The organism is Actinomadura sp. NPDC049382, assembly GCF_040677125.1.
Lineage (GTDB): Bacteria > Actinomycetota > Actinomycetes > Streptosporangiales > Streptosporangiaceae > Spirillospora > Spirillospora geliboluensis.
This window is the reverse complement of the sequence record NZ_JBFARO010000005.1, coordinates 129,518-151,642: the sequence shown is the minus strand read 5'-3', so window position 1 is coordinate 151,642 and position 22,125 is coordinate 129,518. Positions and strand designations below refer to the sequence as shown.

At 73.1% G+C, this 22,125-nt stretch carries 15 protein-coding genes and 1 pseudogene; 9 read left to right on the top strand and 7 right to left on the bottom strand.

From position 1 onward, the window contains the following. Nucleotides 1-76: 76 nt before the first annotated feature. Nucleotides 77-1,753: a bifunctional metallophosphatase/5'-nucleotidase gene (locus AB0K34_RS05495; RefSeq protein WP_301176797.1), complete on the bottom strand. Its 1,677-nt coding sequence runs from the start codon at nt 1,751-1,753 to the stop codon at nt 77-79. Between the two features lie 119 nt (nt 1,754-1,872). On the opposite strand from AB0K34_RS05495, the gene mshD reads away from it, so the two are divergent. The 6 genes from mshD (at nt 1,873) to AB0K34_RS05465 (ending at nt 8,376) form a co-directional block, all read left to right on the top strand. Beyond that, nucleotides 1,873-2,739, top strand: a complete 867-nt coding sequence (mshD, locus tag AB0K34_RS05490; protein ID WP_138639409.1) for a mycothiol synthase — start codon at nt 1,873-1,875, stop codon at nt 2,737-2,739. A 280-nt stretch (nt 2,740-3,019) separates the two neighbouring features. Further along, on the top strand, nt 3,020-4,123 hold the full coding sequence (pstS, locus tag AB0K34_RS05485) for a phosphate ABC transporter substrate-binding protein PstS (protein WP_138639410.1): 1,104 nt from the start codon (nt 3,020-3,022) through the stop codon (nt 4,121-4,123). A gap of 149 nt (nt 4,124-4,272) precedes the next feature. Next, entirely contained in the window at nt 4,273-5,190 is a 918-nt protein-coding gene (gene pstC, locus AB0K34_RS05480; protein ID WP_240808276.1) for a phosphate ABC transporter permease subunit PstC, read from the top strand. After that, on the top strand, nt 5,187-6,083 hold the full coding sequence (gene pstA, locus AB0K34_RS05475; RefSeq protein WP_138639412.1) for a phosphate ABC transporter permease PstA: 897 nt from the start codon (nt 5,187-5,189) through the stop codon (nt 6,081-6,083). The genes pstC and pstA overlap by 4 nt, the downstream gene beginning before the upstream one ends. Before the next feature lie 20 nt (nt 6,084-6,103). Beyond that, entirely contained in the window at nt 6,104-6,880 is a 777-nt protein-coding gene (gene pstB, locus AB0K34_RS05470; RefSeq protein WP_131943583.1) for a phosphate ABC transporter ATP-binding protein PstB, read from the top strand. 149 nt (nt 6,881-7,029) lie between these two features. Beyond that, a complete protein-coding gene (locus AB0K34_RS05465) occupies nt 7,030-8,376 on the top strand; it encodes a serine/threonine-protein kinase (RefSeq protein WP_364545847.1) in 1,347 nt (448 codons plus the stop codon). Between the two features lie 67 nt (nt 8,377-8,443). Here the strand turns inward: AB0K34_RS05465 and AB0K34_RS05460 are convergent, their stop codons facing one another. The 4 genes and pseudogenes from AB0K34_RS05460 to AB0K34_RS05445 all read right to left on the bottom strand — a co-directional run bounded on the left by AB0K34_RS05460 (nt 8,444) and on the right by AB0K34_RS05445 (nt 16,575). After that, nucleotides 8,444-10,090 carry a M4 family metallopeptidase gene (locus tag AB0K34_RS05460; protein WP_364545845.1) on the bottom strand — a complete coding sequence of 549 codons (1,647 nt, stop codon included), beginning with the start codon at nt 10,088-10,090 and terminating at the stop codon, nt 8,444-8,446. Between the two features lie 436 nt (nt 10,091-10,526). Continuing rightward, nucleotides 10,527-10,982, bottom strand: a pseudogene (locus AB0K34_RS05455) (ADP-ribosyltransferase); the annotation flags it as partial. A gap of 4,892 nt (nt 10,983-15,874) precedes the next feature. Continuing rightward, on the bottom strand, nt 15,875-16,177 hold the full coding sequence (locus AB0K34_RS05450) for a WXG100 family type VII secretion target (RefSeq protein ID WP_138641915.1): 303 nt from the start codon (nt 16,175-16,177) through the stop codon (nt 15,875-15,877). Beyond that, the gene (locus AB0K34_RS05445) at nt 16,174-16,575 is read right to left on the bottom strand and encodes a YbaB/EbfC family nucleoid-associated protein (protein WP_138641914.1); all 402 of its coding nucleotides are present in this window, start codon (nt 16,573-16,575) and stop codon (nt 16,174-16,176) included. The genes AB0K34_RS05450 and AB0K34_RS05445 overlap by 4 nt, the downstream gene beginning before the upstream one ends. A 208-nt stretch (nt 16,576-16,783) precedes the next feature. Between AB0K34_RS05445 and AB0K34_RS05440 the strand changes: the two genes are divergently transcribed. Continuing rightward, nucleotides 16,784-17,068 carry a hypothetical protein gene (locus AB0K34_RS05440; RefSeq protein WP_301176445.1) on the top strand — a complete coding sequence of 95 codons (285 nt, stop codon included), beginning with the start codon at nt 16,784-16,786 and terminating at the stop codon, nt 17,066-17,068. Between the two features lie 143 nt (nt 17,069-17,211). Further along, a complete protein-coding gene (locus AB0K34_RS05435) occupies nt 17,212-18,948 on the top strand; it encodes a hypothetical protein (RefSeq protein WP_364545841.1) in 1,737 nt (578 codons plus the stop codon). Between the two features lie 63 nt (nt 18,949-19,011). On the opposite strand, the gene AB0K34_RS05430 is transcribed toward AB0K34_RS05435, so the two are convergent. Then, nucleotides 19,012-19,851: a hypothetical protein gene (locus AB0K34_RS05430; protein WP_364545838.1), complete on the bottom strand. Its 840-nt coding sequence runs from the start codon at nt 19,849-19,851 to the stop codon at nt 19,012-19,014. A gap of 222 nt (nt 19,852-20,073) precedes the next feature. Here AB0K34_RS05430 and AB0K34_RS05425 point away from each other — a divergent pair, with 222 nt between their 5' ends. After that, a complete protein-coding gene (locus AB0K34_RS05425) occupies nt 20,074-20,532 on the top strand; it encodes a hypothetical protein (protein WP_203596557.1) in 459 nt (152 codons plus the stop codon). Between the two features lie 48 nt (nt 20,533-20,580). Here AB0K34_RS05425 and AB0K34_RS05420 read toward each other — a convergent pair whose 3' ends face one another. Continuing rightward, nucleotides 20,581-22,023 carry a DUF1266 domain-containing protein gene (locus tag AB0K34_RS05420; protein ID WP_364545835.1) on the bottom strand — a complete coding sequence of 481 codons (1,443 nt, stop codon included), beginning with the start codon at nt 22,021-22,023 and terminating at the stop codon, nt 20,581-20,583. Between the last annotated feature and the right edge of the window lie 102 nt (nt 22,024-22,125).

The window sequence follows — 22,125 nt, the reverse complement described above, 5'->3', positions numbered from 1 at the left end:
TGAGTGAGGCGGGTGTGGCCCGGGCCGCTGGGCGGTCCGGGCCACGCTGTTTCTTTGGGGTGGGGTTGGTGGCGTCTTACTGGCCGGTGATGCGGTTCAGGGGTGGGGGTGCGATAGTGCCCTGGGTGTTGAAGTAGGCGACGAAGGTGTCCAGGTCTACGGCGCCCAGGGCCTGGTTCTGGCCTTCGGTGAAGACGGTGAAGCCGTCGCCGCCGCCCAGGAGGAAGTTGTTCGCGGCGACCTTGTAGGTGGTGGACGGGTCGATCGGGGTCCCGTCGATGGTGATGGCGGAGACGCGGTCGCCCACGGGCTTGGCGCGGTCGATGGTGAAGTGCAGGTTCGCCGACGGCTGGAGGATCTTCTCGCCGGCGGACGTCCACTGCTGTTCGAGGAGGGCGTCGAGCTGCGCGCCGGTCAGGGACGTCACGCCCATCACGTTGCTGAACGGCTGGACGGCGAACGCCTCGCCGTAGGTGACGACGCCGTCGCCCTCGGAGCCGCTCTCGGCGTAGGTGAGGTCGGTGCGGACGCCGCCGGGGTTCATCAGGGCGACCTGGGCGCCGAGGTCCTTGGTGCCGGCGAGCTGGGCGTCGGCGATGACGTCGCCGAGCGCGGTCTCGCCCGCCGGGGACGGGGTGCGGGTCAGGTCCGCGGTGATCTTGCCGATGGGCTTGTCGGCGATGGCGGAGACGCGGTCCTTCCAGGTCTGGACGAACGTCTCCGTCGGCCGGTCCGGCTTGATGTCGCGGGTGACGACGTGGTTGTCGGCCTTCACCGAGGAGCGGACGATGTCGCCGGTGCGCCGGTTCACCTTGAGGTTCACCTCGGTGATGACGCGGCCGAAGGAGGAGCCGGAGGAGAACAGGCGCGGCTGCCCGTTCGGGTCCTCGACCGAGCAGATGTACTGCTGGTGGGTGTGGCCCGAGAGGACCATGTCGATCTCCGGGTCGGCCTGCCGCGCGATGCGCGAGCCGGCGCCGGGGACGATGCCGCACTCGTCGGGGCGGGAGCCGTCCTTCACCTGGTCGCCCTCGTGGACGAGCAGCACCATCGCGCGGACGTGGCGGCGCTTCAGCTCGCGGGCGGCGCGGTTCGCGGCGGCGACCTCGTCGTCGAACGTCAGGCCCTTGACGCCCTCGGGGGTGACGATGCTCGGGGTGGTCTTGGTGACGACGCCGATGAAGCCGACCCGGACGCCGTTGATGCGGCGGATCGTCCACGGCTTCATGGCGGGGCGGCCCTGCTCCTTCAGCACGTTGGCGGCGAGGTAGTCGAACTTCGCGCCGGGCCAGGCGCCTTCGGGCGAGCAGCCGTCGACGGGGTGGCAGCCGCCGTTCTGGATGCGCAGCAGCTCCTGGTAGCCCTCGTCGAACTCGTGGTTGCCGACCGCGGAGGCCGTGACGCCGATGTTGCCGAGGAACTGCACCGAGGGCTCGTCGTGGTAGGCGGCGGAGATCAGCGGTGAGGCGCCGATCAGGTCGCCCTGGGCGACGGTGAGGGTGTCGCGGTTCCGCAGCTGCTTGAGGTGGGCCGCGATGTAGGCGGCGCCGCCCGCGAAGACGGTGTTGCCGTCCTCGTCGACGGCCCTGCCCGAGCTTCCGGAGGGCGGCTCCAGGTTGCCGTGGAAGTCGTTGAGCGCGAGGAGCCGCACGGACGCGGTCGGCGCGGGGTGGGCGGCGGCGGGTTGCGCGGCCAGTCCCATGACGGTCAGCCCCGCCGCGGCGCAGGCCAGGATGGTGCGTCGTCGAGTCATTCTGCGGACGGTAGGTTCGCCCGGCATACGGATCCCGGCGGCGCGGTGACGTTTTTGTGACAAATCGATCAGGACCCCCGGACGATCTTCCCCGTGGTCGCGGCGCATAGGGTGGCGGCGTGGGTGAGCTGCGGGCGCGCGGAACGCTGGGTGAGGCCGAGGTCGCGGAGGCGCTGGCGCTGGTCGAGGCGGCGGAGCGGGCCGACGGGGTCGGGCCGCTGTCGGAGCATGCCCTGCTGGCGTTGCGTGGTGGGCGGTCGGGCTTGGCGGTCGCCGAGGGCGGGTCCGTGGTGGCTTACGCGCATTACGACCCGGCTTCGGAGGACGAGCCCGCGGCGGGCGAGCTGGTCGTCCATCCGGATTTCCGGCGCCGGGGGCATGGGCGCGTGCTGCTGCGGGCGCTGCGTCAGGAGGCCGGCGGGTCCGTGCGGGTGTGGGCGCATGGCGATCTTCCGGCTGCGGCGGCGCTGGCGGGTTCAGAGGGGATGGCGCGGGTCCGTGCGCTGTTCCAGATGCGTCGTCCGGCGTCCGATCCGCTGCCCGAGGCGCGCGTCGCCGACGGGGTGAGCATTCGAGCCTTCGAGCCCGGGCGGGACGAGGAGGCGTGGCTCGCGGTGAACGCGCGGGCCTTCGCCGACCACCCCGAGCAGGGGGCCTGGACCATGGACGACGTCCGGGCGCGCGAGGCCGAGGGCTGGTTCGATCCCGCCGGGTTCTTCCTCGCCGAGCGGGAGGGGCGGCTCGCCGGGTTCCACTGGACGAAGGTGCACCCCGGCAAGATCGGCGAGGTCTACGTCGTGGGCGTCGATCCCGACGCGCAGGGCCTCGGGCTTGGGCGCACCCTGACCCTGGTGGGTCTGCATCATCTGCGGTCCATGGGGATGGACCAGATCATGCTGTACGTGGACGAGTCGAACGTCGCGGCGGTCCGCCTGTACGAGTCGCTGGGCTTCACGCGGTACGCCGTCGACGTCATGTACGCCTGACCCCCGGCACCCCCGGCGCCAAACCCGGTTGAGCGAGTCTCGACCGGGTTTTTTGCTGCCTGAGCTGCGCCGTTAACCCGGCGTCCATCCCAAATCGGGGCATTCTTCGTGATCGTGCTCGGCCGCGTTCATCTGCCGTTCACCTGGATCGGGGCGGCTGGTCACCTCGCCTGCTTAGCGTCGCATTCGACGGCGAACCCACCGTCCGACACGCCTCACGACGGTGTGCGAAGACGGCGCGGGCAGACCCGGCCGACGAAATCTAAGAGGAGACCCTCCGGTGAAGAACGGTTCCCGACTCGCCGCCCTGGGCGGTGTGGTCGTCGCGGGCGCGCTGGCCCTGTCCGCCTGCGGGAGCGACAACAACACGACCGCGAGCTCGAGCAGCGCGCCGGCCGGCGACATCGACTGCGCCAAGGCCAGCGTCAACGCGGCCGGGTCGAGCGCGCAGAAGAACGCGATCGAGGAGTGGACGAAGCTCTACGCCAGCAAGTGCGCGGGCGCCAACCTGAACTACAACCCGAGCGGTTCGGGCGCCGGCATCCAGGCGTTCACCAGCGGGCAGGTGTCGTTCGCCGGCTCCGACTCGGCGCTCAAGCCCGAGGAGGCCGCCGCCGCGCAGAAGCGCTGCCAGGGCGGCGCCGCGCTGAACCTGCCGATGGTCGTCGGCCCGGTCGCGGTCGTCTACAACGTGCAGGGCGTGGACGGGCTGAAGCTGTCGCCCGAGAACATCGCCAAGATCTTCTCCGGCAAGATCAAGAAGTGGAACGATCCCGCGATCGCCGGGGAGAACGCGGGCGCCAAGCTGCCCGCCTCCGACATCAAGCCGATCTACCGCTCGGACGAGTCCGGCACGACGGACAACTTCACGAACTACCTGAACACGGTCGTCCCGAACGTCTGGACCTGGGAGAAGGCCAAGAAGTGGCCGAACTCCACCGGCCAGGGCGCGGCCAAGTCCGACGGCGTCACCAGCCAGGTGAAGAACACCCAGGGCGCCATCTCCTACGTGGAGATGTCGTACGCCGAGAACAACAAGCTGCAGACCGCCCACGTGAAGAACGGCGCCGGCGAGTACACCGAGCTGTCGCCGGAGAGCGCGTCCAAGGCCGTCGCCGGGGCGAAGGTCACCGGTACCGGCAACGACGTCGCGCTGGAGATCGACTACACGACCAAGGAGCCGGGCGCCTACCCGATCGTCCTGGTCACCTACGAGATCGCGTGTGAGAAGGGGCTGCCCGCCGAGCAGGCCGGGTTCGTCAAGTCCTTCCTCACCTACACCTCCAGCGCGGACGGTCAGAAGATCCTCACCGACCTCGGGTACGCCCCGCTGCCGCAGAGCGTGCTCACCAAGGTCCAGGCGTCCGTGAAGGCCCTGTCCTGACCGAGCGCGACGGTTCCCGCAGCCCCGCCGCCGACGACCTCGGCGGCGGGGCCGACGTGGGTTCCGACGTCATCCAAGGAGGTTCCCCCATGACCACCGAGACCGGCGTCGAGGCGCGCGCCGGCACCCGGGACCGCGCCGCCGCGGCGATGGGCACCGGACGGGCCGGAGACAAGATCTTCGCCGGGGCCGCCCGCGGCTCCGGCATCGCCGTGCTGGCGATCGTCGCCGCGATCGCGGCGTTCCTCATCTGGAAGGCGATCCCCGCCCTGCGGGCCAACGAGGCGAACTTCCTCACCAGCGAGGAGTGGAACCCGAACGCGACGCCGCCGGAGTTCGGCATCGCGCAGCTGGCGTTCGGCACGGTGATCTCGTCGCTGCTCGCGATGCTCATGGCGACGCCGGTGGCGATCGGGATCGCGCTGTTCATCTCGTTCTACTCGCCGCGCCGGCTGGCGTCCGGGCTCGGCTACGTCGTCGACCTGCTCGCCGCCGTGCCCAGCATCGTGTACGGCCTGTGGGGCCTCGCGTTCCTGTCCCAGCACATGGAGGGGATCAGCAAGGCGCTCAACGCGGGCCTCGGCTGGATCCCGCTGTTCGGCGGCGACAGCCCCGGCAAGAACTCGATCTTCACCGCCTCGGTGGTGCTGGCGATCATGATCCTGCCGATCATCTCGTCCATCTCCCGGGAGGTGTTCCTCCAGGTCCCGCGGGCCAACGTGGAGGCGGCGCTGGCGATCGGCGCGACCCGCTGGGAGATGATCCGGATGGCGGTGCTGCCGTACGGGCGGTCCGGCATGATCGGCGCCTCGATGCTCGGCCTCGGCCGCGCGATGGGCGAGACGATCGCCGTCGCGATGGTGCTGACGTTCGTCCCCGGGATCAACTGGCACCTCCTGGAGAACGGCGGCGCGACGTTCGCCGCGAACATCGCCAACAGCTTCGCCGAGGCGTCCGTCACCGGGCGCGGCGCGCTGATCGCCTCCGGCCTCGTGCTGTTCGTGATCACCCTGGTCGTCAACATCGCCGCCCGCGCGGTCGTCGCCCGGCGGAAGGAGTTCGCGTGACCACCGTCTCCACCCGCAAGGGCGGGAGCCTCACCTCGGTGTCGGCGGGGCGCAAGATCAAGGACCGGCTCGTCCAGGGGCTGGTCTATCTGGCGTTCGCGCTCGCCGTCGTCCCGCTGGTCTCGGTGCTGTGGACGGTCGTCGTCAACGGCGCCAAGCGGCTCGACCCCACGTTCTTCCAGTTCTCGATGAACGCGGTCAGCGGCAGCGACCCCGGCGGCGGCGCCTACCACGCCATCATCGGCACCCTGGAGCAGGTCGCGATCACCACCGTGATCGCCGTGCCGCTCGCCCTGCTCACCGCGATCTACCTGGTCGAGTACGCCGGCAACGGGCGGCTCGGCAAGCTGATCAGCTTCACCGTGGACGTGATGACGGGCATCCCGTCGATCGTCGCGGGCCTGTTCGTGCTGGCGCTGTGGCTGCTCACGATGGGCTTCGGCTTCTCCGGCTTCGCCGGGGCGCTGTCGCTGACGATCCTGATGATCCCGACCGTGGTGCGCGCCGCGGAGGAGATGCTGAAGCTCGTCCCGAACGACCTGCGCGAGGCGTCCTACGCGCTGGGCGTGCCGCGCTGGCGGACGATCTGCTTCGTCGTCCTCCCGACGGCGATGACGGGGATCGTCACCGGCGTGATGCTGGCCGTCGCCCGCGTGATGGGCGAGACCGCGCCGCTGCTGCTCACGATCTTCTTCACCAAGGCGATCAACAACGACCCGTTCACCGGCCCGCAGGCGTCCCTGCCCACCTTCATCTGGGAGCAGGCCGCCGACCCCAACCAGCACTCGATCGACCGGGCCTGGACGGGCGCGCTCGTGCTGATCGGGATCATCATGCTGCTCAACCTGGTCGCCCGCCTCGTCGCCCGGCGCACCGCGCCCACGAGCCGCTGACCCTCAGAAAGGAAAACCCCATGGCCAAGCGGATCGACGTCTCCGGGCTCCACGCCTACTACGGCGGCGTCCACGCCATCGAGGACATCTCGATGACGATCGAGCCGCGCTCGGTGACCGCGTTCATCGGGCCGTCGGGCTGCGGCAAGTCCACCTTCCTGCGCACGCTGAACCGGATGCACGAGGTCATCCCGGGCGCGCGCGTCGAGGGGAAGGTCATGCTGGACGACGAGGACCTGTACGACTCGTCCGTCGACCCCGTCGCGGTGCGCCGCGTCGTCGGCATGGTGTTCCAGCGGCCCAACCCGTTCCCCACCATGTCGATCTACGACAACGTCGCCGCCGGGCTGAAGCTGAACGGCGTGCGGCGCAAGTCCCGGCTGGACGAGATCGTCGAGGAGTCGCTGCGCGGCGCCAACCTGTGGAACGAGGTCAAGGACCGGCTCGGCAAGCCCGGCGCGGGGCTGTCCGGCGGGCAGCAGCAGCGGCTGTGCATCGCCCGCGCGATCGCCGTCCAGCCGCAGGTGCTGCTGATGGACGAGCCGTGCTCCGCGCTCGACCCGATCTCCACGCTCGCGATCGAGGACCTGATCGACAAGCTGAAGACCCAGTACACGATCGTGATCGTCACGCACAACATGCAGCAGGCGGCCCGGGTCAGCGACCGCACGGCGTTCTTCAACATCGCCGGCACCGGCAAGCCGGGCAAGCTCATCGAGATCGACGACACCAGCAAGATCTTCGCGAACCCGGAGCAGAAGGCCACCGAGGACTACATCACCGGCCGCTTCGGCTGATCCCCGGCCGCCGGCCGCTCCGCTCGCGATGCCCCCGTGGAACCGTCCGCGGGGGCGTCACGCCGTGCCCGGCGGGAGTGCCGCGCGCCCCGCTCCTTTGAGATCATCTGGAGCGACCGCGTACGCGCCGTCCGAGTGGAAGCGGGACGATGCCAGACCCCCTGCGTGAAGGCGACCCGGCCCGGGTCGGCCCCTACCGGCTGTACGGTCGCCTCGGCCAGGGCGGCATGGGGCAGGTGTTCCTGGGCCGCTCGCGCGGCGGCCACGCGGTCGCCGTGAAGGTCGCCCGGCCGGAGCTGGCCGGGGACGAGCAGTTCCGCCGCCGCTTCGCCGCCGAGGTCGCCGCCGCCCGGAAGGTGGGCGGCTTCTACACCGCGCACGTCGTGGACGCCGATCCGGATGCCGACCCGCCCTGGCTGGCCAGCGCCTACATCGCCGGGCCGTCCCTGCACCGGGCGGTCGCCGACCACGGCCCGCTTCCCGCGGAGTCGGTCGCGGCGCTGGGCGCCGGGCTGGCCGAGGGGCTGGCGGCGGTCCACGCGTGCGGGCTGGTGCACCGCGATCTCAAGCCCGCCAACGTGATCCTCGCCCAGGACGGGCCCCGGCTGATCGACTTCGGCATCGCCCGCGCCCTGGACGCGACGTCGTACACGCAGACGTCCGCGGTGCTGGGCACCGCGGCGTTCATGTCGCCCGAGCAGGCGACGGCGCGGCCGGCCGGGCCGGAGAGCGACGTGTTCTCGCTCGGCTGCGTCCTCGCGTTCGCCGCGACGGGCCGCAGCCCGTTCGGGGAGGGGCCGGGCCACGCGGTCATCTACCGGATCGTGCACGCCGAACCCGACCTGGCGGGGGTGCCCGAGCCGCTGACGGGCCTGGTGGCGGCCTGCCTGGCCAAGGATCCGGCCGCCCGTCCGTCGACCTCGCGGATCCTGGAGGAGCTCACCGGGCCACCCCCGCCCGATGGGGACGGCGCCGGGCGGGGGTGGCTGCCGGAGGCCGTCACCGAGGTCGTCACCCGGCACCGGACGCGCGTCGCGACACTGCTGGAACCTCGTCCCCGTCCTGCGGCCGAGACGGCGAAGGCCCGTCCCGCGCGTACGAAGGAGCCCGCCTCCGGGTTCAGGGGTTCGCTGCCGGGGAGCGACGCGGCACCGAACAAGGCATGGGCAAGCGCGGCGGGCATTCTCGTGCTCGTGGCCACGGTCGCCTTCCTTTACGTCTATCCCCAGCCGTACTCCGTCTGGCTCAGCGGACTGCTGAGCGGCGGGGCCTCCGGGGTCGATCTGCGGGAGTGCGCCACCGACGTCGGCGGCGACCTGGCCGCGGTCCCCTGCTGGTCTCCCGCCGCCGAGTACAAGGCCACCCTCATCGTCCACTGGGGGCGGGATCAGCCGGGCGAAACCCATGACCCGGAGGAGGAGTGCGAGAACGCGGAGGGATGGGCACGCGCCATCGAGGCCGACAACCAGATGGCGTGCCTGGTGCCCCTCCGCTGAGCCGCGCGGCAGGGGCTCGCGGCCACGGCGCCCCCGGAGAGGGGACGCCGTGGCTCGGAGCGAGCGGTCAGACCTGCTCCCAGAGGGCGGGGACGTTCGGCGGGGTCCAGCCGGGCAGGGCGGTGTGCGCCTGGAGGCACCGGTAGGACGCGCCGTCGTAGGTGACGACGTCGCCCACGTTGTAGGCGGTGCCGACGGTCCACGTCCCGCTCGGGTCGGGGTCGCCGGGGTCGCCGGGGCCCGGGTCGTCCACGCGGCCGCCGACGTTCACGCCGGCCCACGCGTTGGCGGTCGCGGCGTACTCGGCGCTGGTCGCCCCGTACAGGCCGGACGCGGCGGCGAGGGTGGCGCGGCGCGCGTCGGCGTAATCGGTGGTCGGCCGCATCTCCTCGGTGAGGGCCTTGTACCAGATCGCCGCGGCCTTCTCCCGGCCGATGCCGGTGACGGGCTGCCCGTCGGCGGTCGGCGAGTTGTACTGGACGCCGTTGATCACCTTCGAGCCGCTGCCCTCGGACAGCAGGTAGAAGAAGTGGTTCGCGATGCCCGAGGAGTAGTGGACGTCGACGTTCCCGGCGTTCGGCGACCAGTTGTCGAGCGAGCTGCCGTCCTTGCTGGGACGGTCCATGTACCGCAGCGGCGCGCCGTTGCCGCGGATGTTCAGCTTCTCGCCGATGAGGTAGTCACCCACGTCGCTGGCGTTGTTCGACCAGAACTCCATGGCGGTGGCCATGATGTCGGACGTCGCCTCGTTCAGCCCGCCGGACTCGCCCTGGTAGATGAGGCCCGCCGTGTTGGACGTGACGCCGTGCGTCATCTCGTGCCCGGCGACGTCCAGCTCGGTCAGCGGCCTGCTGTTGCCCTGGCCGTCCCCGTACGTCATGCAGAAGCACGAGTCGTCCCAGAAGGCGTTGACGTAGCCGCTGCTGTAGTGGACGCGCGAGTAGGCGCCCACGCCGTCGCCGCGGATGCCGGACCGTCCGAAGACGTTCTTGTAGAAGTCCCAGGTCTCGCCGGCGCCGTAGGCGGCGTCGACGGCCGCGGTCTGGGGGTTGCTCGGCGAGCCGGTGCCCCAGACGTCGTCGCTGTCGGTGAACAGCGTGCCCCGGCCGGACGTGGCGCCGTTGAGGTTGGTGGTGTCGTGGTTGCCGCGGCCGGTGTCGCGCAGGACGTAGGAGCCGCCGGAGCTGGTGGTGCCGAGCTGGACCGTGCCGGAGTACTGGCTGTTGCCGGTGCCGGTCTGCACGCCCTGCCACTCGATGATCTTCTTGCCGGTGAGGGCGTGGGTGACGACGTGCAGCCGGTTGGGGGTGCCGTCCCGCTGCGTCCCGCCGACGACGGTCTCCCAGGCGAGGACGGGCTCGCCGTCCGCCATCCAGACGACCTTGCGCGGGGTGACGCTGCCCGCCGCCTCCGGTGTCGCCGGACGGGTGGACGCGAGCGTCTTCGGCGCCGTGTCGACCTTCAGCGGGCGGGTCGCGTCCTGGGTGACGCGCGTGATCGAGCCGGACGGGGCCCGGTGGACGATGAGGTCGCCGCCGAGGACGGGCAGCCCGTCGTAGGTGCGCGTGTAGTGGGTGTGGGTGGTGCCGTCGTTGTCCTTGACGACGGTCTTCGCCTTCAACTCGACCTTGTCGCCGAGCTTCAGCTGGGAGGCGGTCGCGTCCTGCTGCGCCTTGGCCTGGCCGACGAGCGCCTTGTACTCCTTGGCGCTCACCTTGGCGGGGAGCTGGCCGGGGTTGCCGGGGCCGGGGGCCTGCACCGGGGCGGCCTGGGCGGGGGCGGCGGTGGCCGTCCCCGCCTGGAGGCCGAGCGCGGCCGTGAGCCGCTGCGGACGCTCGCCGCCTACCGCAGCCGGAAGTCCCGGGCGCGGAACCCGGGTCGGACGGCGGCGTCGAGCGGAACCGCGGCGACGGCCCCGACGGGGACGAACCGGGGTCGGCCGACCCCGGACCGGCCGGGCCGGGGTTCGGCGCCGGTCCTGGACTGGGCGCCGGGCCCGGGTTGGGCGGTGCGCCGCCGGGCCACGAGCCGTCGCCGTTCGGCGCCGGCGTGCCTCCCGTGCCGGGCGCGCCCGGGTCCGGGTCCGGCGGGATCACCGTGGCGCGGATCTCGACGATCGGGTTGCCGTCGGCGTCCCGGGCGTCGGGGTCGACATGGGTGATCTCGTAGCGGGTGCCGCGCGGCAGGACCAGTTCGCGCTGGTCCGGGTAGGCGCTCTCGCCGCCCATCCACACGCCGCGCGACCCCTCCGGCAGGTCCATGTGGATCCGGTAGCCGAACGGGTTGTTGTCGACGACGGCGGGGTCGCGTCCGAGGGACGTCGACATGTACCCCGGCTCGGTCTGGACCGTCCCGACGAGCAGCTGCGCGTCGCGCGGGCCGAGCGCCGTCCCGTCGGGCAGCCGCATGAAGCTCACGTCGTGCAGGCCGCGCTCGGTCTGCACCGGCTCCGGCAGCGGCTGGTTCAGCGCCTGGTCGAGCTCGCCGACGCGCGCGTTGAACGCGTCCACGGTGGGCGTCTCACCGAAGTACCCGTGCAGGAACGACCAGTAGTTCGCGTTGCCGGCGATCTGCGCGAGCCGATCCGCCGGATCGGGCGCGGACATCACGTGGTCGACCAGCGCGCGCTGGTCGGGCGTCAGGTTCGGGTTGGACGCCCACTGGTTCAGCGTGTCGAGCGTCGGCAGGCCGTTGCCGCCGTTCATGTTGTTCAGCGCCCACGCCGTGCCGTACTCGCCCTGCAGGTGGTTCAGGTAGCCGGGCAGGTCGGCGCCGGGACGCAGGAACGCGTTCGGCATCGACTGCACCGTGTACTGGTACAGCGCGTTCCGCAGCTCCGGCGGCAGGTTCCGGTACTGGTCCCCGAGCCGTTCGTCGCCGTACCGCTGGCCCTCGTCGTTGGTGTCGAAGCGGCGCACCGGGTCGGGCGCGACGCGGCCGCCGTCCGGGTCGTGGACCGTCCAGCCCGTCGACTCGGGATGGCCGAGCGCGTTGAGGTCGACGGCGCCGATCGGGGCCGTGACGCGGACGCCGAGCTGCTGCGCCACGTCGGCCGCCAGCCGGCCGTCGCCGCTGTTGTTGGCCAGCAGGAGCAGGTCGCGCCCGTTCCAGTTCGGGTCGCTGCGGATCAGCGCCGCGAGGTCCGTGGCGTTCATCCGCTGGTCGCCGACGATCAGCCCGTTGCGGTCGCCGTGCGCGTCGAGCACGAACCGGCCCGCGGGATCGGGCGGCACCATCGCCGCCGCGCCGCGCATGTGCGGCTCGTCGGGGCCGTACAGCGCCCGCCCCGCCGGGGTCTCCGCACTGTTGCGCCAGGTGTCGTGCAGCCGGTCCGGCAGCCCCTCGGGGACGTCCCGCTGCCCGGGCTGCCCGTCGGCGGAGTCCTCCGGCTGCCCCTCCCGCGCCCGCGGCTGCCCTTCCCCGTCATTGCGGGGCTGGCCTTCGCCGTCGTTGCGCGGCTGGCCCTCGCCGTCGTTGCGGGGCTGGCCCTCGCTGTCGTTGCGCGGCTGACCCTCGCCGTCGTTGCGGGGCTGGCCTTGGTCGGTGTCGCGCGGCTGCCCGTCGCGGGGCTGGCCTTCGCCGTCGCGTGGTTGGCCTTCGCCGTCGTTGCGGGGCTGGCCCTCGCTGTCGTTGCGCGGCTGCCCGTCGCGGGGCTGGCCCTCGTCGGCGTCGCGCGGCTGCCCATCGCGGGGCTGGCCTTCTGCGTCGCGTGGTTGGCCTTCGGCGTCGTGGCGGGGCTGGCCTTGGTCGGTGTCGCGGGGTTGGCCCTCGTCGGTGCGGGGCTGTTCGTTGTCAGTGCGCGGGCTGCCCTCGTCCGGCTGAGGGTTGGCGTCGTCCGTGCGGGGCGTGTCGCCGCCGGGTGCGTCCTGAGTCGGGTCGGAGCCCGGCTGGTTCTCCCCGATGCGGGGCTTGCCCTCGCCGTTCTGCGTGGAGTCGCCGTTCTGCGTGGTGCCGTTCGTGCCGTCCGGCGCGGGCGTGTTGCCGCTGTTGGCGCCGAGGTGGCGGTCCATGACCTGGCCGATGGCCTGGGCCAGCGGACGGGGGTTCTCGGAGAGGCGGTACTCGGTGAACGCCTCCGCCATCATCTCGTGCGGGTCGCCGGACCCGTAGTCGGACAGGGCGTTCTCCACGCGCTGCTGCGTGGCCGGGTCGTGTGGCTGGGTCGCGTCGTAGGGGATGCCGAGGGAGTTGGAGACCGCCTGGTTCAGGTCCGCGAGCATCTGCGGGTCGTTGAGGAGCTGCTCGCCGAGGTGGTGGCCGAACTCGTGGGTGAAGACGCCTTCGGTGGAGCCGCCGCCGGGCACGGTGAAGCCGGTCGCCTCTTCGTCGGCGCCGTCCTCGGCCCGCTGCGCGTTGTCCGCGAACGCGTCGTCGTTGAGGTAGATGCCGGGGTCGTTCGACTCCGGCGTCGCGTAGGCGAGGACGTCGTCGTTGCCCGGCCCGAGCGACTGGTTGAAGTCCTCCGACCCGATGTGGGTCAGGCCCTGCATGGTGCTGGGGTAGTCCGCGGAGAGCGCCTGGAGGGCGTTGTTGACCTCGCGGACCGCGGCCGGGTCGATCGGGCTGGACGTGAAGTCCACCGTGGGCGCGTCGTCGCCGAACTGGGCGAGGATGTCCCGGGCCTGCTGCTCGGCGTCCGCGAGCTGCTGCGCCTCGTCGGCCGGGTCGGTCTTGTCCGGGGGGCCCTCGCTGGACGAGCCGTCGTCGGAGGAGCCGTCGTCCGGCTTGGTGCCGTCCGCCTCCTTCTTGTGGGGCGCGTCCCCGTCCGGCTGCGTCGACTCGTTCGCGGGCGGAGCCTGCTCGTTGCGGACGACGCCGTCGGAGTCCACGGGGGCGTGGGGCTGGGAGTCCGGCTTCGGGCGCGGGGACTCCAGGTTGGGGTTGCCGTCCCCGGCGGGACGTTCCGGCGCCCGGGACGTGGACGGCGACGTGGACCCGGGGGCCCGCTCGGACCCACCGACGGAGGGTCCGCCGGAGGAGGGACCTCCGACACCGCCCGCCGACGCGGTGCCGGCGGGGCCGCCCATCATGCCCATCGGCATGGGCGCGATGAGACCGGGCTGCACGCCGGAACCGTCCTCGGACGGCGAGGACGGGTCACGCGTCCCGTCGGACCCGTCGGATCCGCGAGGCGACTCGGAGGCGGTGTTCGTGGTCCCCGCGCCGCGAGGGGCGGGCTCGCCACCGGGCGCGGGCTCCTCGGCGGGAGGCGTCCCCTCGTCCGGTGTCGTGCCGGTGCCCTCGTCGGGCGCCGCGTCGTCCCTGGGGGTCGTGCCGTCGCCGGGCGTTGTCCCGTCGCCGGGTGTCGTGCCGTCCCCAGGTGTTGTGCCGTCGCCGGGTGTCGTGCCGTCCGTCGGTGCTCGGCCGTCGCCCGGCGTTGTGCCGTCGCCCGGTGCCGTGCCCTCGTTCGGGGTTGTGCCGGTGCGGTCGCCGGGGGGTCGCCCGTCGCCCGGGGCCGGGCTGTCGCCCGGTGTCGTGCCGTCGGTTCGCGATGGGGCGTCGCTCCGCGCCGGGCTGTCGCCCGGGGTCGGGCCGCTGCTCGGGGTCGCGCCGTCCGGGGTGGGGGAGCCGCCGGGCGTGGGGGACGGGGTGCCGTTGGACGGCGGTGTGCCCGCGCCCGTGGTCTCGGGGCTGGTGGAGCCGGTGCCGGGGTGCGGTGTGGACGACCCGTCGCCGTGGGGAGTGGAGCCGCTGTGCGGGCTGGAGCCGCCGTCGGGCGCACCGCCGGTGCTCGAAGAACCACCGGTGCTCGAAGAAGAAGTGGAACCGCGGCCGGGCGACGAGGACGACCCGCCACTGGACGGGGAGGAGCCGCCGGGAGACGATCCGCCACCGGACGAAGACGAGGACGACCCTCCGCTGGAGGAGGTCGAGCCTCCCGAGGGTGAACTGCCCCCGGGCGAGGACGATCCGCCGCTGGGAGCGGCCCCGCCTGGTGCGGCGCCTCCTGGGGCGGCACCGCCGGGGGCCGCGCCGCCCGGAGCGGCACCGCCGCCCACGGGCGCCATGCCGCCGGGTGCCGCACCGCCCGCGGGAGCGCCGCCGGGCACACCGCCGCCGGACGGTGACGAGCCGCCGAACGCGGCGGGGTTGCCGCCGAGGCCGCCGCCCGATCCGCCCGAGCCGCCGGACCCGCCGGAGGGCGCGCCGCCGCCGCCGTCGGGGGCCGAGGAGGCCAGCGTGGCACCTCCGCCACCGCCGCCGCCTCCGCCACCGGAGTGCGAGCCGCCGCCTCCGCCGCCGCCACCGCCGGTGTCGCCGAGCAGAGTCGAGATGCGGTTGCCGCCGCCGCCGGAGGACGAACCGCCGCCGTCTCCACCGCCGGAGTGGGAGCCGCCGCCGCCTCCGCCGCCACCGGAGTGCGAGCCGCCACCGCCGCCTCCGCCACCGGTGTTGGAGCCGCCGCCTCCGCCGCCTCCGCCGCCGCCGGTGTTGGAGCCGCCTCCATCACCGCCACCGCCGGAAGGGGAGGGCGAGCCGCCCGGGTCGGTCGACGTCGACGGAGTCGGGGTCGGCGTGGGGGTGGGGCTGGGAGTGGGGGGCGTGCCCGGAGCGGGCGGGTCGCCGCCGGGGACGGACGAGTTGTAGTCGTTGAGGCCGTCCTTGCCGCCGCCGACGGCGCCGCCGAACGCGCCCGACGTGGCGCCCTTGGCGATGGCGTCCCAGGTCAGCGGGTCGCCGTGGATGGCGGCGGTGGCGACCGTGCCGGCCACGCCGCTGATGGCCTCGGACGCGCCGTCCCGGACCATGCCCTTGACCATGTTGCCGGCCGCGGTGTCGGCGGCGTCGCTCACGCCGGGGATCTTGCCGATGCCGTGTCCGATGCCGCCGGAGATGGCGCCGCCGATCGCGCCGTCCAAAGTGGCCGCCCCGGTCTTCTTCCAGTCGACGCCGTCCCGGTTGCCCTGCGCGATCTGGATGCCCTGGACGAGCAGGTCCAGCCCGCCGCCCTCCAGCGCGCCGACGAGCGCGCCCTTCAGGACGGCGCCGAGGAAGCGCCTGCTCAGCCACTCCAGCAGCCGCTGGAAGATGGTTCTGGAGGCGATCTGCGCCCCCGCCTCGACGGCGGGAATGGCCGCGGTGGAGGCGCCGAACGTCGCGAAGGCCGCCGCGATCAAATAGGCGATCTCGATCGCCGTGATGATCAGCAGCGCGATGAACATGTACTTCGCGTACTCGATGTCGAGTGCGCCGCCGTCCAGCGTCTCGCCGAACTGGCCGCACGACTCGACGAGTTTCGTGAGGATCTGCGGGTCGGTGGAAACCCACTTCTCCCAGTTCTTGCCGAACTCGTCGGCGGCGCCGCTGTCGAGCGCGCCGCGGACGTCGTTCGCCGCCTGGTTGAGCTCCTCGATCAGCTCGCCGACCTCGGTGCCGGCGGCGCGCCACGCGTCGGCGCAGCGGCGCATCGCCGTCTCGTCGCCCTCGGGCCAGTCGGCGCCGATGATCCAGGACAGCCACTGGACCGGTTCTGGGATTTCAAGACCCACGGATCAGCTCACTTCAGCCTTGAGGTGTCCTCGGCCTGTTTGTAGGTCTTGGCCATCTGGTCGACGCCCTTCCGGATGCCTTCCAGGCCCTCCTTGAGCTTCGGGAACGACTCCAGCACCTGCGTGCTCGGCTCCTTGTAGCCCTCGGCGAACGTCTTGCCGGTCTCGTCGGCGCCCCAGCACTCGCCCTCGGCGGACAGGGCGGAGCTGAGCCGGTTGAAGATCGCCTCGAGTTGCGTGGCGCCGGTGGTGAACCCCTTGCCGGCGCGCTTCAGCTCTTCTGTGTCGACCTCTAGGTATTCGTAGGTCATCGCGGCGGGATCCCCAGTCGCTCGCGGACCGCGTCGAAGTCGTCGGGACGCTCCGGCAGCAGCTTGGTGATGTCGAAGCCGCTCTCGGCCGGGCCGTCGGGGACGAGTCCCTGCATCGCCGCGCGCATCTGGTCGGCGACCTGCGCCTGCGCGTCCCGGGACGCCTCCAGCACCGCCTCGGCGAGCTCCTCGGAGCCGAGCTTGCGCTGCACGCGCGGGTCGAACTCGAGGGAGGTGAGCCGGCCCTGCCGGTCGACCTTCACCCGCACCATGCCGTCGGCGGCCTCCGCCTCGGCCTCGATCGTCTCCAGGCGGGACTGCATGTCCGCGATCTGCCGGCGCTTCTCCTGGTAGGTCTGCAGGAGTTCGTCGATATGCGCCTGCCATTCAGCGCGCACGGTCACCCCTCTGTTCGTCGGGAGCTTGCGATAGCCCGCGACCGCGCACGATCACAGACACACAGGGATTGATCAATGTATACGGGTTTCAAACCGGTTTTAGCAACCGGTATGCAGCGATCCAAGACAATAGAGGGATGCGGCGCGCAGCGGTGGGGGTGTGGAACACTGCTGGGACCGGTGGTACGACCTTGGAGGGTGGCTGACGATGCGCAGGAGACCGAACATCTGTGACGCCTGCGTGCGGTTGCAGAAGAGGTCCAATCCTGGCGCCGAGACGTCGCTCGACCGCTGGATCCCGTACTGCGACGCGTTCCCCGAGCGGGTGCCGAACGAGATCTACCGCGGCGGGTTCGACCACCGCAACCCGTTCGAGGGCGACCGGGGCATCCGCTTCGAGATGCGGCCCGGCGGGGAGCGCTCCCTCGCCGCCTACGAGGCGTCGCGGGCCCGGCAGGAGGCGCGCCGGTCCGGCGAGGCGTCCGATTCGTGACCGCGTTCCCCTGTGCAGGTCCCCCCGCCGGTGAAACGCTGGGACGCGAAGACTCCTAGGGTGTGGGGGCGTGTCCCGCGCACCCCGTTCCGGTGCGTGCGGTGACACGCGTCTCGTAGGCTGGCCGGTGAGAGGGGAGGCAGGTGTCCGACTCCAGCTGGCAGCATGCGGTCCTGCGTGACATCGGCGTTTCGCGCCGGGGGCTGCGGCGGCTCGACCGAGCTCCGCTCGGCCTCGGCGGAGCGTCGTGGGGGGCGGAGGCTCCGCCCCGTCCCGCGCCGGAGCAGGCACAGCCCGCCGCTCCCGCCGCGCAGCCGGTGCCGCCCGCGCCGCAGCCCGCCCCGTCCGCGCAGGGCGCCGCCGGGCCGGTTCCCGAGGCACCGCCATTCGCCGCGCCCGCCATGCAGTCGTCCGCGGGGTCCGGCGAACCGGCTCCGCTCCTGCCCGACCCGCAGCACCAGAACCCGCAGCCGCCCTCCGAGCCGCGGCCCGAGGCCCGCGCGCCGCAGCCCGAGACCGCGCCGCAGTGGTACGAGCGGCCCTCGCAGCAGGACGTGTCCGCCACCGACCAGCAGGCGACGGCCCAGCGGGAGGCGCCGCGGCCGGAGAACGTCCAGCAGCCCGCCGCGTGGCCGGTGAACCCGCAGACTCCCGAGACCGCGCAGCCCGCCGAAGGCGCGCAGCCCGCCGAGAGCGCGCCGGCTCCCGAGAGCACCCAGCCGCCGCAGCCCGCGCCGGCTCCCGAGAACGCCCAGCCGCCGCAGCCCGCGCCGGTGCCCGAGACCGCGCAGGCCCCCGAGGCCGCGCCGGAGCCGGTCGAGCCCCTCGTGCACTCCGACTTCGACTGGGAGTCGGCGGTCAACCCCGTCCTCGGCGGGGTGTCGTCGTCGTCCGGTGAGGGCGCCGCCCCGGCGCCGCAGGCGCCCGCCCCGGCCGCGCAGCCCGCGCCGGCCGACCAGGCCTCGGGCGTCGGCCACCAGATCCCGGCGCACGAGCTCGTCCGCAGGAACCAGCACGGCGACCCCCTCGCCCGCCGGGTGGGACGCGGCGTCCGCAACGCGATGGGCGGCGGCGGGCGCGAGGCCAGGGAGCACGCCGGGTTCATCGACCTGATGCAGCGGCCGGTCCCGAGCACCCGGCGGATCGCCGTGGCCAGCGTGCGCGGCGGCGCCGGCAAGACCACGATGGCGGCGCTCGTCGCGACCGAGCTGGCCCGCTACCGGCAGGACCGGGTGCTCGCCGCCGACGCCGACGCCGAGCTCGGCTCGCTGCCGCTGCGCCTCGGCGTCCGCACCGAGCTGTCGCTGTTCGACCTCGCGGGGCAGAACCCGAGCACGTTCGAGGAGGCGGCGCGGTACCTGGCGCGCACCCCCGAGGGCCTGTTCGTGCTGTCGTCGACGCGGGGCGGGCGCATCGCGGGCGAGTTCACGCTGGACATGTTCCAGAGCGCTCTCAGCGTCGTGGGCCGGTACGTGGGCACCACCGTCGTCGACTGCGGCGCCGGAATCCTCACCGAGCTGAACCGTGGCGTCGTCGCGAGCGCGCACGGCCTCGTCCTGGTGACGCCCGGCACGGTGGACGGTGCGCTCAGCGCGCGCGGGGCGCTCGAATGGTACGCGGCCAACGACCTACAGGATCTTCTGCGCCGGACGGTCATCGCGATGGTCTCCCACGCGCCCCAGGTGGGCGCCGACCTGCACCGCGCGCAGCAGATGCTCTCCGCCTGGGGCCTGCCCGTGGTCTTCGTGCCGTACGACCGGCATCTGGCGACGGGCAGCTCGGTCGACATGAGCAAGGTCTCCGCCGCCGCGCGGACGGCGGTGACCAGGGTCGTGCACGAGGTCTTCGCGCGGGCGCTCACCCCCAGCGCGGCCCGCTGACGCCGGGCGGGCCGGTCACGCTGAGCGGCCCGGTCACGCTGAGCGGGCCGCTCGCGCGGGGGGTCAGCCCTTCCAGATGAGGGTGTTGGTGACCTCGACGCCGAGTTCCCCGGCGGTGGCGAAGACGCGCCCCTCGCGGCCGCCGGTCGCGGCGCCGGTGGTCCAGTACGACTGGGCGTAGATCACGCGCGAGCCCTGCGTCCACGACCGCGTCCAGTAGGCGGGGTCCGGCTGCGGCTGCGGCAGCCCGCTGGCGTTGGACGGGGTGAGCAGCAGCGGCCAGCCCTTCTCGGTGGTGGCCCGGCTGACGCTGCTCGCCGCGGACGGATCGGCCAGCGTCATGACCGACACCGCGGTGATGATCTTCTTGTCCGGGTCGGCGTACACCGCCGAGTACATCGGCCCGGTGCACGGGTGCGCGCGCAGCGCGGTGCGGAGCCGGTCGTTGGCCCGCGAGGTGCACGACTGGGTGCGGGTGCCGGCCCGGGTGAAGGTGTTGCCCTTCGCCGTCCGGATGGTCGTCGACAGAACCTCGGACAGGTCGCCCGACGGCGTCTCGCTCGTCGGGGTGGACGTCGGCTCCGGCGACGAGCTGTAGCGGGGCGAGTAGGGCGTGGACGAGGGGACCGCGACCGAGCGGTCGTTGTCGTCGTCCCCGCCCAGGATGAAAAACGCGCCGACCCCGACCAGCGCGAGGACCAGCACCACACCGATGATCAGCAGCGGGACGAGCGCGCCGCCGCCGCTCCGTGGCGGCGGAGGGAATCCGGGGGCGCCGTAGGGGCCGGGCGGGGCCGGCGGCGGTGGGAACCCCGGGCCGCCGGGCGGCGGGTAGCCGGGGCCGCCGGGCGGAGGGCCCGGCTGCTGAGGGGGGGTACATGCTGGCTCCGTGCCGATGCTCATGCGGGGGTCGCGAAAGGTCGGACCAGAGTAGCGGGCGGAACGTTCCGATATCGCGGTAGATGGTAGGTATGTCGGCGGAGGCAGGGTCGTCCCGTGGGCAGTGCGTCCGGATCTCTCATAAAGTTGCGGGGAAGAGGGGAGGCACGTGTCCGACTCAAGCCGGCGACCGGCCGCCCTGTGCGGCGGCGGCCCGCTCCGTCCCGCCCGACGCCGAGGTGACCGATGAGCACTGACCTGGTGGCGCTGGTGCGCCGCGATCCGGATGTGCACGCCGTGGCCGACGGCATGATCGCCATGGGCGAGCGGCTGGAGCTGCGCGGCGGGGAGCCCGAACCGACCCTGCTGTACGACGCCGAGGGCCGGCTGCTCGTCTCCATCGAGGACGCGGTGCACGTCTCGGCGCAGAGCGAGATCCGGCGGCTGCTCGGCCCCGAGTTCGCCGACCGCGTCGGGGTGCCGGTCTGGTGGGTCGACGTGCGCGCCGTCGCCGACGTCCCGGACGCGATGCGCGTCGCCCGCGCGTTCGCCGACTCCCTCGTCCGCTGGCTCGGCGGCATCGTCTACCCCGACGGCGCGACCGACCCGCCCGCCCAGAGCTGGAGGGCGGCCGAGCACGGCGAGGACGCCCCGCAGCCGGGCGGCCTGCCCGGTGACGCCTACCAGGGCGGCGTGATCGGCTGACCCGTCCCGCGCGCCGTCCCGCGCGCCGGGCTCACGTCCAGTCGCGGGTCAGGTCCAGTCGCGGGTGAGGTCCAGGTCCCACGGGACGAGGTTCCAGGGGCTGCGCGGCTGGGTGGCGAGGTCGTCGACGAGCCGCTCGTACTCGTCCTGCGCCTTGCCTCCGCCGCCCGACCAGAGCAGCCGCCCTTGCAAGTAGCAGGTGGCCATGTCCCGCCAGGACGAGTACCGCCGCTGGATGTCGAGGGCCAGCGGGAGCATCCGCTCCCAGCAGTACTCCTCGGTCAGCCACCCGACCATGTGGCCCCAGCGGTAGAGCATCAGGGCGCGGCCGTAGTCCCAGATGAGGAAGCGCCCCACGTTGGCCCGCAGCGCCGGGTCGGCGAGGACCTTCAGCCGGTGCAGCTCCTCGGCGGCGTGGTTGCGGTCGTTGAACAGCTGGTGGAGGAACTGCGCCAGCTCGGCGCCCTCCTCGCTGGCGTCCGCGCCGGGCTCGTCGCGCAGCAGCGGCGGGACGAGCCGCGCGTACTCGTCGCCCTCGTCCCCGTACCGCACCTGGACCAGCTCGATCAGCCGCTCGACGAACGGCGGTTCGAGCCGGTCGGCCGAGATGAGCCCGTCGACCTCCCGCAGCAGCTCCGCGTACTCCTCCTGCGCGGCCGGGGGACGGGCGGCGAGGTCGGCGTCCTGGGTGAAGTCGGCGCGGTGCCCGTCCTGGACGAGCCAGTTGAGGGCGGCGAGCAGCTGCTCCAGGTCGTAGGCGCCCCACGGGTCCTGCAGCAGCTCCTGGGCGGCGCGCCGGTCGGCGGCCGCGGCGGCGCCGGGGCCGGCGCCGAGGCGGTCCACCCGGAACCCGTTGATCGCGCCGTAGGGCGCGCCCGCGCCGATGATCCAGCGCTGCACGGGGGTGAGGTCGCCGCCGCGCCGCGGGACGCCGGGCACGCCGGGTGCGCCGGGCAGGTCGGGCGCGGAGATCAGCTCCCAGAGCCGCTTCCGGAACTCCTCGGCCTGCCGCTCCTCGCTGCCGAAGAACCCGGCGAGCTGCTTGCGCAGCGACGGGTGCCGGACGTAGAGCCGCCGGAAGAACGGCCCGTTCTTCCACACCAGGTGCTCGGGGCGCAGGTCGCCGAACGAAAGCCGGGTCCGCCGGTGGACGATGGCGCGCTCGGCGAACCGCAGCTCCAGGTCCGTCCAGAGCCGCGACAGCGGGCTGAACCGCCACAGCAGCAGGAAGCAGGCCACGGCGCCGAGCAGCGCCGCGCCGGGGGCGAGCGCCCAGCGCGCCTCGTCCGGGAGCCCGGCGAGGGACAGCACGGCCCCGGCGAGCAGCAGCGCCACGCCGCCCGCGCCGGCCCCGATGCCCCAGCCGGCGGTGCGGACGGGGGAGCCCTCGATGCGGAGCACCGCCGCGTCTCCGTCGTACTCGAACGACCCCTCGGCGAGCGTCCCCTCGACGGCCCGCTCAAGCGCGTCGAGCCGGCCGTCCATCACCATGGTCAAGGACCGTACATCATCCCTTCCGGGTAGATCATCCGGCCGAAGAACGGCATGGGCGGGACGCCCCGCCCTGACCGGATCAGCCGGGCCCGGATCGGC